Here is a 15,482-nt window from a genome sequence, read left to right on the forward strand (position 1 = left end):
CTCGTTCGTGCATGAAGGACGAATGATTCACGTGAATGGTGCAGGGGGAAGTCGTTGTCGATGAAACAGGAAGAACAGAGCAACCGGAGCGGAGGAGAATCCATGAAACGATTCAAAGTCGATAAGGTTCTTCACTATATAAACGGTCATTTTGTGGAAGGTGTTGCGGGGCGTACGTTTCAAAATATCAACCCGTTCAACAATGAACCGATTAACGAAGTAGCGGAAGGTTTTAAGGAAGATATCGATTTGGCGGTAGCGGCCGCCCGCAAGGCTTTCGATGAAGGTCCCTGGCGTACGATGAGTGTGAACGAACGGATCAAGTATATTGTAAAGATTGCCGATTTGATTGAAGCAAACGCGGAGGAGATCTCATATTTGGAGTCTCTCGATACCGGTTTACCGGTCAGCCAAACCAAGAAGCAGGCGGCACGCGCGGCAGAAAACTTCCGCTTCTATGCGGAAATGGTCAAAAGCCGCATGGTAGGAGAAGCCTACCAGGTCGATCAATTTTTCATCAACTACACCATCCATAAGCCTGTAGGGGTTGCCGGTCTCATTACACCGTGGAATGCACCTTTTATGCTGGAAACATGGAAAGTTGCGCCGGCTCTGGCTACAGGGAATACAGTCGTGCTGAAACCGGCGGAATGGTCGCCTCTGACCGCCAATAAGCTCGCACAAATCATCCATGAAGCAGGTTTGCCGGAAGGTGTGTTTAACGTCGTACATGGGTTTGGGGAAACTGCCGGTGCATCCCTGGTCGCGCATCCAGATGTACAACTGATTTCCTTCACAGGCGAGACGAAAACCGGTTCGGAAATTATGAAAAACGGCGCTGATACCTTGAAAAGATGTTCGATGGAACTGGGAGGCAAATCCCCAGCGATTATCTTTGAGGATGCAGATATGGAAAGCGCACTCGATGCGGTGGTCTGGGGGATCTTCTCCTTTAACGGGGAACGATGTACAGCGAATTCTCGCTTGTTCTTGCAGGAATCGATCTATGATCAATTTGTTGATGCTCTCAAAGAAAGGGTCGCCAATATCGTTGTTGGGGATCCCATGGATGAAAATACGGAAGTGGGTCCGCTGATTCACAGGAAGCATTGGGAGAATGTGATGAACTATATTGAGATTGCCCGTGAAGAAGGCGCCGAAATCATAACGGGACATATTCCTGAGGCGTTTCGAAACGGGAACTTTGTAGCCCCCACACTTCTATTGAACTGCACCAATGACATGCGTGTGTCACAGGAGGAAATCTTTGGTCCGGTCATGGTGGTGATACCGTTTAAAACGGAGGACGAAGTCTTGCGGATGGCGAATGACGTGAAATACGGACTCGCTGCTTACATTTGGACGAGTGATATGAAGCGTGGGCACCGTTTGGCGCAGTCGGTAGAAAGCGGCATGGTATGGGTAAATTCACAAAACGTAAGGGATTTGCGGATACCGTTTGGCGGTTCCAAATACAGCGGTATCGGTCGCGAAGGTGGACATTACAGCTTTGAATTTTACACGGAAACACAGGTCATTCATGTGGCTATAGGGGATCACCACATACCTAAATTCGGAAAATCAAAGAAAACGGGGACAGTATCCGTCAGTCAGGCGTAATTCCAAGATGCCTGTGATTGGGTAAAGTCTTTTCTAAAGATCCAAAGGGGGATTGAAATGCCAGCGAAAACAGGAAAACAGTATATCGAACGAGTAGACAACGCCCATTCCGTTGTATGGATTCACGGGGAACAAGTGAAAGGGAAAATATCCGAACATCCGGCGTTTAAAGGTGTCATGCAAAGTCAGGCTGCGCTTTATGATATGCAACATGATAAAGATAAACAAGATTATATGACATACATTTCACCGACAACGGGTGAACGTGTGGGAACATCGTTTTTGCAACCGAAAACGAAAGAAGACCTGGAAAAACGGCGTATGATGATCCAGGAATGGGCCAGGTTTAACGGAGGGATGATGGGGCGTTCCCCGGATTATATTAACTCCGGTTTAATGGCATATGGTGCAGCGGCGGAAATGTTTGGCGTGCAGGATCCGATATTTGCAGAAAATATGCGCAATTATTACGAATACTGCCGTGAGAACGATCTTTCATTGACACATACGTTGATTCAACCTCAGGTTAACCGAGCCGTCAATTCTGCGCAACTTCCGGATCCATATATTGCGGCCCGTATTGTCAAGAAAACTTCGGAAGGAGTTGTGATCCGGGGGGCACGTTTACTCGCGACACAAGGAGGGATTACGGATGAGATCATGGTATTTCCCTCTACGTTACTAAAACAATCGGATGAAGAGAACCCCTATGCTTTTGCATTCTGCATTCCAAATAATACGCCGGGGTTGAAATTTATCTGCAGGGAATCATTTGACTATGGTCGGACTCCGTTTGATCATCCTCTCGGCTCACGTTTTGAAGAAATGGATACCATCGTCGTGTTCGATGATGTAACCGTTCCGTGGAATCGTGTATTTGCCCTCGGGAATGCAGACATATGTAATCGCGCCTATGTAGAAAGTAATGCGCAGGTTCATATGACCCATCAAGTTGTGTCAAAGAATGTAGCAAAGACTGAATTTATTCTAGGAATTTTACAATTAATGGTTGAAACGATTAACATCGGGCAATTCCAACATGTGCAAGAGAAAATGGCTGAAGTCATCATTGTGCTGGAAACGATGAAAGCGCTTTTACTCGCATCGGAAGTCAATGCCAAAGTGGATCAATGGGGGATCATGACGCCAGACTTCAAACCGCTGAATGTGGCACGCAATTATTATCCGCGTATTTACCCGCGTTTGATCGAAATTATGCAATTACTTGGGGCCAGTGGGTTAATGGCGATTCCAACAGAAGAGGATTTTAACTCCGAGATTCGTCCGGATTTGGACAAATACTTGCAGGCAGCAAATAGCGATGCATATAACCGTGTGAGATTATATCGCCTCGCATGGGATGTGTGTATGAGTGCATTCGGATCTCGGCAAACGTTGTATGAACGCTTTTTCTTTGGTGATCCCGTACGTATGGCTGGCGCTTTATATCATTGGTATGACAAGCGGGAGTATGTAGAATACGTCAAAGAATTTTTAAAACAATCAGAAAAAATGGTGACTGTGTGATTGTAAGCGTTTTATGTTTTATTTCCGGAGCTCATCGGGATTGAAGTGCGATTCTGGCCCAGCCAACGAATGATTCATAGAGGGGGAGGTATCATGGATTTCTCAATTATTCGTGTTGCCAGAGTGGTCATGAATGTTAAAGATCTGGACAGATCCAGAGATTTTTACGTGAACGCTTTAGGATTTGTCGAGACAGAGAGCGATCATGAGCACATGTACCTTCGTGGATTGGAAGAACATTGTCATCACAGCTTGGTATTAAAAAAAGCGGAAAAACCGGGGGTTCATGCAATCGGATATAAAGTACGTGAAGAGAGTCATTTAGATACACTTGAGAAGCTTTTCCAGTCAAGAGGAATGAAAACAAAATGGATGGAAAAGGGGGGACAGAAGGCTTTAGGACGAACATTGCGAGTTCATGATATATCCGGGATTCCTTTGGAGTTTTTCTGTGAAATGGAGACGGTCGAAAGAATGCTCCAAAGATATGAAATGTACAGAGGGGCTAAAATTCAACGCATCGATCATGTGAACTGCATGGTTCCCGACGTGGAAAAAGCATACAATTTTTATGTAAATGAATTAGGATTTGCTTGTTCCGAGTATACCGCAACTGAAGATGAAAGGATATGGGCAGCCTGGCTTCATCGGAAACAGACAGTACATGATCAAGCATTTATGAACGGTGATGGCCCCAGACTTCATCATATTGGCTTCTGGTTATCAGAACCCTTAAGCATTATTCACGCCTGTGATGTTTTAGCATCAGTCGGATATGCAAGTGCGATAGAAAGGGGACCTGGTCGTCATGGACTCTCCAACGCATTCTTCTTGTATGTGAGGGATCCAGATGGTAATCGTGTTGAACTTTATACGGGAGACTATTTAACTAGTGATCCCGATTTTAAGCCGATTCGCTGGGATCTCGATGATCCAAGACGACAAACTTTCTGGGGGCATAAGGCACCCGATAGTTGGTTTGATGAAGCCACACCGTTTTTAGATATAGATACGGGAGAAGAAGTATCCATTCAAAATCCAACCTTACAAAGAAGGAAACCTGAGTTTGTCATATGAATTTTTGTAATATTCATTTTTAATCAATATGGGGGTCTCCAATGAACAAGAAAATTCCTCTTCTTTTAATCAGTGTATTTATGGCTTCCTTTGTAACAGCGTGCGGAAATAACAGTTCACAATCAGTGTCTGCTCCATCGGGTGATAAGCCGATTAAAATCGGTGCTGTTTTCTCTGCATCAGGAGGTGCTTCTTCACTCGGCAAGCCGGAGATGGATACGTTAAAGATGATGGTTGATCAAACCAATGCAGAAGGTGGCATCAATGGACGTAAAATCGAACTGATCGCATATGACGACAAATCCGATCAAAACGAAGCCGTACTTGATATGAAAAAATTGATCGAGCAAGATCAAGTGGTTGCTGTCATCGGGGGCACCACATCGGGTAACTCACTGGCCATGATTCCTCTCGCGGAAAAATCCAAGATTCCGTTCATCTCGGTTGCAGCTAGCAAGAATATTAATAAACCTACCAAAAAATACGTTTTTAAAACCGCACAGGGTGATGATGTTGTCGTTCCTCGAGTCATTAAATACTTGAAAGACCATCAACTTACGAAAGTCGCCTGGTTAGGCGTCGACAATTCCTATGGTTCCAGCGGAAAAGAAGAATTTGACGCGTTAGCCAAACAAGCGGGTATTGAGACGGTAATTTCGGAATCATTTGAAGCTACAGTAAATGATGCGAAACCAATGCTAACCCGCGTGAAAAATGCGAATCCGCAAGCCATTGTGATTTGGGGGACGACACAGGAATCGTCCGTTGTCACAAAAAATGTCCGTGAATTAGGGATCACGGTGCCGATCATCGAATCACACGGGATCGCGAGCCCGAAATTCATAGAGTTGGCCGGAGACGCTGCGAATGGAGTGATTTTGCCCGCAGGTCGTCTTCTGGTTGCTGATCAGCTACCCGATGACAACAAACAAAAGAAAATTCTTGGGAATTATGCAAAGCAGTTTCAAGACAAGTATCATTATCCTCCAAGCACTTTTGGCGGTCATGCTTGGGACGCTTACGAAATCTTGATCACTGCCATCAAATCTGCGGGAGATAATCCTGCCAAGATACGTGATGCTCTCGAAACCAATACGAAAGACTTTACAGGGATCAGTGGGATTTTCAACATCTCACAGCAAGACCACAATGGATTGAACGCGGATGCGTTAGCGATTGTAGAAATCAAGAACGGAAAATGGACATTGAAAGAGTAGACATGCACAACGCTTGAAGCGGTGCAATCAGAGGGAAAAGTTCGGCGGGAATTCCGTTCTCCCGCCGGAAAACTTTTTTCGGTTTTGCCGATACGTTCATTCCCGAGACGATAATCCTTCCAACGGACAAGAATCTGCACTGTGAAAAAGGCGAAGTCAAGAGGGGTGTAAAAAATGGAACACCTGAGTCAATTCGTTCAACTCATATTCTCTGGGTTAACCATCGGAAGTATCTACGCGTTAATTGCCATTGGCTTTGTGATCACATATAACATTACGGGAGTTTTGAATTTTGCACAAGGCGAATTTGCCATGTTGGGTGCAATGATCTGTATTTCCATGGTTTCCCTGGGTCTTTCCAAAATCTTAGCGGTATGGATCAGTGTTCTCTTTGTATTTATTATCGGTGCGCTTTTCGAACGTGTCACCATTTATCCCGCCCGTCATTCTTCCGTACCTACACTGATTATTATCACAATCGGTGTTTCGATTGCCCTACGTGGAATCGCTTTGCTGATTTGGGGAACGGAACCTCGATCTTTATCGCCCTTCACGGAAGGAGGAGCATTGAACATCCTGGGGGCCGTCATTCAACCACAGAGTTTATGGGCGATCGGCGTTTCTTTTTTGAGCTTGTTACTCATGTATCTCTTCTTTGAGAAAACCTTCACGGGAAAAGCCGTCACTGCTTGCGTGATCAATGGCTTCGCGTCCCGATTGATGGGAATACAACCGGAAAAAATGTCATTGATTTCTATTAGTATAAGTGCTGCACTTGGGGCCGTCGGGGGGATCATCATTGCGCCGATATCCGGAGCTTCTTACAATATGGGATTAATGTTAGGAATGAAGGCTTTTATTGCCGCTGTTATTGGAGGTTTATCCAATGCACCTGCCGCTATTGCCGGGGCAATGATCATTGGCATTTTGGAATCTTTTACAGAAGGTCTATGGACGAGTGGATACAAAGATGCGATCAGCTTCGCAGTGCTCTTACTGGTTCTATTTTTTCTTCCCAATGGAATTTTTGCGAAAATATCAGGAAAACGGGTGTAGAGGGTGACTCCTATGAGAGGAGAAGTACAAAAAATTTACAATCGTAGCGTAAAAGGGATCATATTTTTCGCGATCATCGTTTTTCTGATACCGATATTGATTCCTTCTACGTATGTGACAAGTACATTGATCATGATTGGATTATATACCCTGATCTGTACTGGATTAACGATGCTCATGGGTTATGCGGGTCAAATTTCTCTTGGTCATGCGGCTTTTTATGGGATTGGCGCTTATGCTTCCTCTTTCATCACCGTGAAACTTGGTTATCCAGGAATCGTAGGAATTCTAGTCGGCACTCTGTTCGCTGTACTCATCGCTTACATTGTAGGAATACCCACTCTAAAATTAACAGGTCACTATTTGGCTCTAGCCACATTAGGATTCGGTGTCATTGTCTTTATCCTGTTCAAGCAATTGAAAAGTGTAACTGGTGGTCTGGAGGGAGTTTCCGGCATCCCTTCTCTAAATCTGTTCGGCTATGAATTTGACACGGATTTTAAGTACTATTACCTCATATGGATTCTTGCTTTGTTAGGTATATTGCTGGCACGAAATGTGATTCAATCACGAGTAGGTCGGGCGCTTCGTTCGATTCACGGGAGCGAAATTGCCTCAGATGCGATCGGAGTGGATATCAGGAAGTATAAACTGCAGGTTTTCATCATGAGCGCAATGTATGCATCGATAGCAGGAAGTATTTACGCTCACTATATATCATTTATTAACCCCATGTTGTTTGATCCGACAACATCGATCAATTTCCTGATTATGTCTGTCGTCGGCGGGAGCGGAACCATTTGGGGAGGATTGGTGGGAAGTTTACTCTTTGTGCTACTGGGGGAAGTGTTAAAAGAAGTGATGCCTCTTCTCTTCACTCAAGCAAGTGATCAAGTACAAATCGTTTTCTTTGGTATTCTGCTGGTTATCTTGCTGATTTATATGCCACAAGGGTTAGCCCCAGGATTCGAAAAGCTATGGAATGGGATGATTCGAAGGATGAGGGGAAGGGATAACGACTCTTACAAGAAAACGGTTACTGAGGGCGATCAGCGGGAGAAAAAGGAAATCCCCGCACAAGCTGCGGGAGGTGGGCAATGATGGGCAAGAAAAAACCAGTATTGACAGTCTCCCACCTTACGAAAAGCTTTGGTGGAATAGTCGCGGTTCATGATGTATCATTTGAAGTCTTTCCTGGACAAATCGTTGCTGTTATCGGGCCCAACGGAGCGGGGAAGACAACTCTTTTTAATATGATCACGGCTGTTTTACCTCCAACGTCAGGAACCGTACATTTTCAAGGGATTGAAATAACAGGAAAAAGACCGTGCGAAATTGCGGAAATTGGTATCACAAGAACTTTCCAGAACCTTCAAATTTTCAAGAATATGAGTGTCATTGAGAATGTGATGACGGGCGCACATGTGCGTATGAAAACCGGTTTTTTGAAGGCTGCTTTACGATTTCCTTCGGTTCGAAAAGAAGAAGAAGCTGTCATGCAAAAAGCGAGAGAGCTGTTAAAGGAAGTCGGTCTGTTAGAATTGGCTTACGAAAATGCGGCAACCTTGCCTTATGGAAGTCAACGATTGCTAGAAATCGCACGCGCTGCCGCCTCTGAGCCCAAACTCATATTATTGGATGAACCCATGGCAGGGTTAAATCCACAGGAATCGAGAGAACTGGTCGATATCATTCTTAACATGCGTAAACGGGGCATGACGTTCCTGTTTGTAGAACACGATATGGAAACAGTGATGTCGATTGCCGATAACATTATCGTTTTGGACTTTGGCAAAAAGATTGCGGAAGGTTCGCCGCAAGAAATTTATCAAAATCCACGGGTTATCGCTGCCTATTTGGGAGATGAGGAGGTGGTCATGTGATGCTCGAGGTCTCGAACTTGCACACATACCACGGTTTTTTACACGCACTCAAAGGTGTCACATTTTCTTTGAATAAAGGAGAGATTTTGGCCATCGTCGGATCCAATGGAGCGGGGAAAAGTACGCTGTTGGGAACGATTGCGGGTATCTATAAACCGAAAGAAGGTAAGATTTTGTTGGCAGGGGAGGACATTTCCGTTCTTCCAGTCGAAAAAGTGGTAGCGCGAGGGGTATGTCTTGTTCCGGAACGAAGACAAATTTTTGATTCACTTTCGGTAAGAGATAATCTATTATTAGGTTCCTATCATCGCTTTAGAAGAGAAAAGAAACAAGTGCAGAAGGATTACGAGAAAATCCTCGAACTGTTTCCTAAGCTTAAGACGATGCTTGACCGTCCCGGAGGCCTCTTAAGCGGAGGAGAGCAACAGATGTTGGCCATCGGCAGAGGATTGATGGCAAATCCCAAATTAATGATGCTCGATGAGCCATCACTTGGTCTGGCACCACTGATTGTCAAAGATATTATGGAAATCTTCAAGCATTTAAAAAGGGAATTTGGGACTACGATTATTCTTGTTGAACAAAATGTTAAGGCTGCACTTCGAATCGCCGATTATGCTTGTGTGTTTGAACGGGGAGAGATCGTGATATCTGGAACCGCCGAGGAAGTCATGCGTAACCCGGCTGTTCGTAATGCCTATCTCGGTAAAAGCAAGGAAGTCACCCATGCCGCAAGCGGCACCATTAGAGGATGAAAAGATTCTTGTGCGGGAAGAGAGATTTAAGCTACCTAATGCAACGGAGTATCTTTTGTGTGGGTTGTATCGCTTTGCAGCGCAGAGGTGAGTTGAAGGTCGTTCCGCTTCCTTTAAACCGTTAAAAGGGCATATGCTTTGCGCGTATAATAGCGACTTTGAAGGTCGTCTCGCAACAAAGATAACTATTCATGCGAGACGACCTTCACGGAGCATGAGCGCAAAGCATATGCCCGCTGGACCTTCATCGACCCCAAGCGTAAAGCGATACACCCACCCAAGCACTAGTTTTCAAGGAACAGCCCTCGATCTATTTACTTGGGTCTAGTTATGTGATATGATCAAATTAAATTAATACTATAGGAATTTCGGTATTTGTCCTCCGTAAAAACCGGAAGGCGAACAAGTGCAATTGTGCTTTTTCATTTTTGATATACCGATCAGTCAACTGAAGGTATCTAACTGCAGGTTGAAACGCAGTTAGGTACCTTTTTTTATAGCTTGTACAAAAAGGAGTGAATGACAATGGCTATAGTTTTGAAAACATAACTTGATATGTTGCGGCAAAAAGGATGATCCATAAAAAATAATTCTCATTCTTCCCTTTTTATGGAGGGAAGGAGAGTTTATGTCCGTAAAGGAAACCGTGACTTTTGTTAATCAAGATGTAGTACATCAGCCGGACTATCAATTCGCTTCTTGGTGTCTGCGTCAATACGGGGTAAACAAAGGCATTTACAATACGATTGATGAACGACTTTTCAATCTCGGGTTGAAAGATATTGTTACTCGTCGTATGACGATTATCTCTTTTTTGGCTCAAGTGCAACAATCAAATCCTCATGATGATAACGGTAAAAAATTAAATTTGGGAAAGGACTTCTCATGGCTACACTTACTCGGTTTCTATTTCAGGAAGCCGTCTTGAACCGGTCAGCCAAGGGCGCCTCTTAGTATTTGGACAGCGCGAGTGAAAACTCTACTTATAAATAAATTGAATGAGGTGAGTGAAACATGGCTTTAAAGTTTGCGTATTGGGTTCCGAATGTAAGCGGAGGATTGGTCATCTCCAAAATTCCTCAAAAAACGGACTGGTCTTTTGAAGCGAATGCGATGTATGCTCAGATCGCCGAACAGGTCGGCTTTGAATACGCCTTGTTACAGACCCGCTTTATTACCAGTTATGGTGCGGAAAATCAATTGGAGGCGATCACCCTGGCGGCTGCTTTGGCAAGCGTAACAAAAAAGCTGAATCTCATTGCCGCGATCTTGCCCGGTTTATGGCACCCGGGAGTTGTCGCAAAGATCATTTCAACGCTTGATCACATCAGCCAGGGAAGAGCGGCGGTAAATATCGTCAGCGGTTGGTTTAAAGGGGAGTTTCACGGATATGGGGAACCATGGTTGGATCACGATGAACGGTATCGCCGTTCAGAGGAATTTATTAGAGTACTTAGAGAAATGTGGACGAATGAAGAAACGAATTTTCGGGTGGGATTTCTATCGGATAAACGGAGCACCACTCAAGCCAAAACCCATTTCCCAGCCCCCTATCTTTCAAGGCGGTAATTCCAAGGCGGCGAGACAAATGGCGGCGAGGGTGTCCGATTGGTACTTCATGAACGGAAACACCATCGATGGGTTGAAAGCACAGATTGATGAAATAAAAGCATTATCCGCGAAAGAAGGACGAGAGTTAAAGTTTGGCGTCAATGCATTTGTCATTGTGAGGGCTACAGAAGAAGAAGCGAAACAAGTGCTTCGTGATATTATCGACCATGCCGATGCCGAAGCAGTTGAAGGTTTTCGATCACAAGTTCGTTTTGCAGGCAAAGCTTCTCCGGAACGGGAGGGAATGTGGGCCAATTCGAAATTCGAGGATTTGGTCCAATATAATGATGGGTTTAAAACAGGATTGATTGGTACGGCGGAGCAGGTGGCGGATCGAATCATTGAGCTGAAAAAAATTGGCGTTGATCTCATATTAACAGGATTTTTGCATTATGATGAAGATTTAAAATCATTCGGCGAAAAAGTGATTCCACTTGTACGTCAAAAAGAATCGCTTGTCGTGACGGTTTAAGGATGATCATAGGGGGAAAATTCAAATGAGTTTACATTTGTTTGGGTCATGTTGCATTTGCGATTGCCGCCGAAGAAATCGCGAAAGGATGCGCTTCAACCTCACTGGTTTACGTAATGCATGTGGGTGCCGTACAAACGATTGCTCTCTATGGCAATGAAGATCAGAAAGAACGTTGGCTCAAACCGGTCCGACAAGGTTTGATCGGCACATACTCTACAAGTGAGAAAGCTACCGGGGGTCACTGGAGGTATAACTTCAGCGAGGCAGCACGTCATGGCGAGGAGTATATTCTGAACGCTAAAAAGTCGTTCACCACAAGCGTAGGGCAGGCAGATTTATATGTTTTTCAAACTAAGTCGCCTGGAGCTCAAAAACCAACGGATATTAGCTTCTTCATCATTGACGGAAAACTTTCCGGGATAACGCCGGGAGTATGGGATGCACTCGGTGTAAGGGGAAATCATAGCGGTCCCATCCGTTATGAAAACGTTAGAGTGCATTCTCGGGATCAATTGGGTGAGGAAGGCCAAGGGAAGGAAATTTTGGAAAACGGTGTGTCGCCCATCTACTTAATTGGATTAGGATCCACCTGGCTCGGGGTAGCGGAGGCAGCCCTTGAAGCGGCAACACAGTATGCCAAAGGCACCATTCATCGAGATTTCAATAAACGGTTGGCGGATTATCAAGTCATTCGTCAACAATAAGCTGAAGTGAAGGTTTTAATCGAAAGTCTGAAGCCTTGGCAAATTCGTTTGGCGCAACAGCTAGATACTCTTCAAGAAGAGGGTCGACCTCAAGTGGAATTGTTGCTTCCGCTTGTAGAGTTTAAAATTCACGCTGCTGAGGTAGCGAATAAAGCAGCACGGGTAGCTCTGGACGTAAGCGGTGGATCTGGATATAAACGTGGGATATTTGAACGTCTATACAGAGATGCTCGAGCAGGTATCGCCATGGGACCTTCCAATAATATTGCACGTGAATGGATCGGAAAATCATTGGTTGGATTGCCTTTAGAGTTATGGTATGAAGGCGGAGAATAGGCACCCATTTATTGTCTTGATAAAAACATAATACAATCAGTACCTCCTCTGTAATCAAGGGGCCACATAAACAACGGACACCCGGTATGTTAACAGGGAGGTACTTTTCTTTATTCAAAATGAAGCTTATTTTGTTACAGAAATACTTCCTTTCGTAGGTCAATCTTTTACAAACAAATTTTCTATAAAGAAATTTACGAAAGACGGTTCGAATTGTCAGCAGGAGTTTCGACATGAAACCGGGCAACGAGCGTCTGCAGGTTTTCCGCCATGTGCGTGAGGGTCGAAAAAGCGGATGTAATTTCATCCAACGCGGAAACATGTTCTTCCGTATCCGCCGAAATCGATTGGGTTATGGATGCTGTGTTGGCAACGACTTCCGCGATAAGATTCATGCTCTGCGAGACCTGTTCCGTCCCAGTGGCCATTTGTTGAACAGCGATGGAAACATCGGCGAACTGATCTGCAACAGCTTGCACGGAGTTTTGTATCTTGGAAAAGGATTCCTCCGCGATATGAACCGTTTGCATGCCAGCCGATACCTCTTTGATGGTGATTCCGGTCGTAGAGATGGCCGATTCGGTGTCCCTTTGAATCGTAGAAATGATATCAATGATCTGTTTGGTAGAGTTCTCGGCCTGTTCTGCCAGTTTTCTCACTTCATCCGCTACGATGGCAAAGCCCTTCCCTTGCTCTCCAGCCCGGGCCGCTTCAATGGCAGCATTGAGGGCTAACAGGTTGGTTTGGGCGGCAATGTCGGTGATCACCTGAACGATTTGACCGATAGAATGAGAACGTTCACCCAATTGACGAACCATGTTCGCCAGATCGGAAACGCTTTCTTGGATGGTTCTCATCTGTTGAATCGTGAGTTGGATCGACTCGCGCCCCTTCACCGCTAAGTCGGAAGCCAGTAAGGCGGTGGATGAGGCATGTTTCGCGTTGCTGGCGATCTGTTGTACGGTGCAGTTCATCTCCTGGATCGATGTGGTGATCTCATCCGTACTGCTGGCCTGCTTCTCTGAACCGGCCGCCAATTCATCGATCACCGTAACAATATGCTGGTTCGCCTGCCGCGTCTGTTCCACACTGGCGTAGAGCGATTGCACCGCTGCGTTCACCTGTTCGACGCTTGCGTGTACCTGACGCAGAATCGAGGACAAGCCTAGGGCTAACTTGTTCAGCTCGCAGTGCATTTGGCCAAACTCGTCCCGAGAAAGTGGAGGAAGACGGTGTTCCAGTTCTCCTTTGCCAAGGGTATGCAGAAAATGGATCCATGATTGGTACGTGGAATGAAACTGTATGCGATCCCAGAGAAAGACCAGCAGAGCGAGGAGAAAGAATACTCCTGTAAGTATGTCGCGTTCCGCATTCTGTGGAAAGAAGCTGGCGATGCACCCTGCGATCTGAAACAGCAGGAAAGGAACACCAACCTTCACGTGACGGCTGATCCCAGGCAATAGCTGACCGGAGCGAAGGACAAATGCTTTTTTTCCATGAAGATATACAGGTGTGGAAACATCGATCAAATGTTCACCAGTATCTCGCAGATAGAAAAATGTAGTTGTTTGCGTAACAGCTGAACACTGCAATCCCAATGGGTCGTTAAAATATATACCTTCCCTCAGACGGTTGGTGTGAATTTCCCCATAACTGTCTTCCCGCACCAATACAAAATATTCTAATCGATCCAAGTTATCATTCATAATGTTGCGAATTTCCGCTTTCGCATGTTCCGTCAGTCCGCCATATCTTTTCAACTCTTCTTCGATCTGGTTGGCAACGCTTTCAACCACGGCTTTTTGTTTTGCGACTAAACGTTTGGGCAAACGGCGTTTTTCTTTCATCATCTATCACCAACCTTATGATGAATCATGAGAATGTTAATTCGATCAATATTCGATATTTTCCTTCTTTTTTCGAGCGAGGTAAAAGGAGAGAGTTGAGTCTTAAATACTGTGTAAAAATGGACTCATCTTCAAAAAAATGAGCCATTTCATCCTCTTCGGCAGAATGAGGTTGTTCAGACCCAATCTACAAGGAGGTATGAAAGTGGCTCAAAATCAGATTACCTCTAAATGATGAAATAGTGCCTTGGCTCGCTTTACATGCTAGCCGTTCCCTTCCTCTATGTCCGTAAAACAGAATTTCCCGTTTTTTGATTTTATCTCCTCAGTCAGTGAACCATACGTTTTTCTGTTTTTGTTGATTCACTTTTAATGTAAAAATATCAGGGCGAGAATAATGACCGTTCACATCGAAATCGAATCGGCTTTTTGGAATCATGCTCAGCTCGAGATCCGCAATCAAAATCTCCTCTCTTCCATAAACGGGTTCGACAATGTATTGTCCCAAAGGCCCGACAATTGCGCTGCCGCCATTGCTCATAATCTCTGGTTCCGATTCAAGTTCTTCATAACAAGCAAGGTCTTTAGGGTACATCTCCTTAGTGACAAATTGGTTACAGGACAAGACAAAACACCGGCCTTCCAAGGCGATGTGACGGATCGTGGATTGCCAAACTTCCCTTGAGTCCGCTGTAGGTGCCAAATAGATACGTACCCCTTGGCTGTACAAGGCCATTCTGGCAAGCGGCATATAATTTTCCCAGCAAATTAATGCACCAATTTTTCCGAAAGGTGTATCGATGACGGGTAATGTGCTTCCATCCCCTTCCCCCCAAATCACCCGTTCCAGAGCCGTTGGTTTTACTTTTCGGTGCTTACCAAGGAGGTTGCCATCAGGGCCAAAATACAAGACCGTGCAATACAGCGTATCCGACTCGAGATCTCTTTCGGTAACACCGATTACCAGATACACATTGTGCTCGCGGGCGGTTTTGCCTAGTATCTCTGTCGTTGGGCCCGGGATGGTTACGGAGTTGTTCCAATAGCGGTACCAATCCTCCCGTCCCCTTTCCGAACGGCTCCCGACTTTCACCCCAAATGTTAAGCCACGGGGATAGGCGGGGATAAAAGTTTCAGGAAATAAAACCAACTTAGCTCCCTGCTCCGCCGCCTGTGCGGTCAAGGAAACCGTTTTTTCAACGGTTGCTTCACGATCCATCAGCACGGGAGCAGCTTGAACGACCGCAACCCGAACAGAATTTTGTAAAAGAGTCATCGCGTTTCCCCCATTTTTTCCCTGCGCTTTTTTGAAAATTGATAGTAGAATTTATATTAATTTATCGCGGGTTCAGTTGCATCATATTTATGGGTCAA

At 45.1% G+C, this 15,482-nt stretch carries 11 protein-coding genes and 2 pseudogenes; 11 read left to right on the forward strand and 2 right to left on the reverse strand.

What is annotated here, in order from left to right:
• The first annotated feature begins 102 nt into the window (after positions 1–102).
• From hpaE to DNHGIG_RS12860, 11 genes and pseudogenes are all read left to right on the forward strand, one after another.
• A complete protein-coding gene (gene hpaE / locus DNHGIG_RS12810) occupies positions 103–1,620 on the forward strand; it encodes a 5-carboxymethyl-2-hydroxymuconate semialdehyde dehydrogenase (protein WP_282201421.1) in 1,518 nt (505 codons plus the stop codon).
• Positions 1,621–1,677: 57 nt separating this feature from the next.
• Positions 1,678–3,147 (forward strand): 4-hydroxyphenylacetate 3-monooxygenase, oxygenase component, encoded by a 1,470-nt coding sequence (gene hpaB, locus DNHGIG_RS12815; RefSeq protein ID WP_282199951.1) that lies wholly within the window; start codon positions 1,678–1,680, stop codon positions 3,145–3,147.
• A 93-nt stretch (positions 3,148–3,240) separates the two neighbouring features.
• A complete protein-coding gene (gene hpaD / locus DNHGIG_RS12820) occupies positions 3,241–4,224 on the forward strand; it encodes a 3,4-dihydroxyphenylacetate 2,3-dioxygenase (protein WP_282199952.1) in 984 nt (327 codons plus the stop codon).
• 41 nt (positions 4,225–4,265) lie between these two features.
• Positions 4,266–5,441: an ABC transporter substrate-binding protein gene (locus tag DNHGIG_RS12825; RefSeq protein ID WP_282199953.1), complete on the forward strand. Its 1,176-nt coding sequence runs from the start codon at positions 4,266–4,268 to the stop codon at positions 5,439–5,441.
• 174 nt (positions 5,442–5,615) lie between these two features.
• Entirely contained in the window at positions 5,616–6,497 is an 882-nt protein-coding gene (locus DNHGIG_RS12830) for a branched-chain amino acid ABC transporter permease (protein ID WP_282199954.1), read from the forward strand.
• 12 nt (positions 6,498–6,509) lie between these two features.
• Complete coding sequence (locus tag DNHGIG_RS12835) at positions 6,510–7,598, forward strand: branched-chain amino acid ABC transporter permease (RefSeq protein WP_282199955.1); 1,089 nt, start codon at positions 6,510–6,512, stop codon at positions 7,596–7,598.
• Positions 7,598–8,380: an ABC transporter ATP-binding protein gene (locus DNHGIG_RS12840; RefSeq protein ID WP_282199956.1), complete on the forward strand. Its 783-nt coding sequence runs from the start codon at positions 7,598–7,600 to the stop codon at positions 8,378–8,380. The genes DNHGIG_RS12835 and DNHGIG_RS12840 overlap by 1 nt, the downstream gene beginning before the upstream one ends.
• Complete coding sequence (locus tag DNHGIG_RS12845; RefSeq protein ID WP_282201422.1) at positions 8,380–9,135, forward strand: ABC transporter ATP-binding protein; 756 nt, start codon at positions 8,380–8,382, stop codon at positions 9,133–9,135. Before DNHGIG_RS12840 ends, DNHGIG_RS12845 begins: the two co-directional genes overlap by 1 nt.
• A 628-nt stretch (positions 9,136–9,763) precedes the next feature.
• Positions 9,764–10,063, forward strand: coding sequence for an RNA-binding protein (locus DNHGIG_RS12850; RefSeq protein WP_282199957.1), 300 nt, complete (start codon positions 9,764–9,766; stop codon positions 10,061–10,063).
• Positions 10,064–10,149: 86 nt separating this feature from the next.
• Positions 10,150–11,218, forward strand: a pseudogene (sfnG, locus tag DNHGIG_RS12855) (dimethylsulfone monooxygenase SfnG).
• 41 nt (positions 11,219–11,259) lie between these two features.
• Positions 11,260–12,261: pseudogene (locus DNHGIG_RS12860) on the forward strand (acyl-CoA dehydrogenase family protein); the annotation flags it as partial.
• Between the two features lie 194 nt (positions 12,262–12,455).
• On the opposite strand, the gene DNHGIG_RS12865 reads toward DNHGIG_RS12860, so the two are convergent.
• Entirely contained in the window at positions 12,456–14,111 is a 1,656-nt protein-coding gene (locus DNHGIG_RS12865) for a methyl-accepting chemotaxis protein (protein ID WP_282199958.1), read from the reverse strand.
• Between the two features lie 322 nt (positions 14,112–14,433).
• The gene (locus tag DNHGIG_RS12870; RefSeq protein WP_282199959.1) at positions 14,434–15,384 is read right to left on the reverse strand and encodes a carbon-nitrogen hydrolase family protein; all 951 of its coding nucleotides are present in this window, start codon (positions 15,382–15,384) and stop codon (positions 14,434–14,436) included.
• Positions 15,385–15,482 lie beyond the last annotated feature (98 nt).

This window comes from Collibacillus ludicampi, from assembly GCF_023705585.1.
GTDB lineage: Bacteria > Bacillota > Bacilli > Tumebacillales > BOQE01 > Collibacillus > Collibacillus ludicampi.

What these genes read in the sequence shown, in the direction of transcription:
- hpaE (WP_282201421.1), top strand. Translation starts at nt 103, where the DNA reads ATGAAACGATTCAAAGTCGATAAGGTTCTTCACTATATAAACGGTCAT.
- hpaB (WP_282199951.1), top strand. Translation starts at nt 1,678, where the DNA reads ATGCCAGCGAAAACAGGAAAACAGTATATCGAACGAGTAGACAACGCC.
- hpaD (WP_282199952.1), top strand. Translation starts at nt 3,241, where the DNA reads ATGGATTTCTCAATTATTCGTGTTGCCAGAGTGGTCATGAATGTTAAA.
- DNHGIG_RS12825 (WP_282199953.1), top strand. Translation starts at nt 4,266, where the DNA reads ATGAACAAGAAAATTCCTCTTCTTTTAATCAGTGTATTTATGGCTTCC.
- DNHGIG_RS12830 (WP_282199954.1), top strand. Translation starts at nt 5,616, where the DNA reads ATGGAACACCTGAGTCAATTCGTTCAACTCATATTCTCTGGGTTAACC.
- DNHGIG_RS12835 (WP_282199955.1), top strand. Translation starts at nt 6,510, where the DNA reads ATGAGAGGAGAAGTACAAAAAATTTACAATCGTAGCGTAAAAGGGATC.
- DNHGIG_RS12840 (WP_282199956.1), top strand. Translation starts at nt 7,598, where the DNA reads ATGGGCAAGAAAAAACCAGTATTGACAGTCTCCCACCTTACGAAAAGC.
- DNHGIG_RS12845 (WP_282201422.1), top strand. Translation starts at nt 8,380, where the DNA reads ATGCTCGAGGTCTCGAACTTGCACACATACCACGGTTTTTTACACGCA.
- DNHGIG_RS12850 (WP_282199957.1), top strand. Translation starts at nt 9,764, where the DNA reads ATGTCCGTAAAGGAAACCGTGACTTTTGTTAATCAAGATGTAGTACAT.
- DNHGIG_RS12865 (WP_282199958.1), bottom strand. Translation starts at nt 14,111, where the DNA reads ATGATGAAAGAAAAACGCCGTTTGCCCAAACGTTTAGTCGCAAAACAA.
- DNHGIG_RS12870 (WP_282199959.1), bottom strand. Translation starts at nt 15,384, where the DNA reads ATGACTCTTTTACAAAATTCTGTTCGGGTTGCGGTCGTTCAAGCTGCT.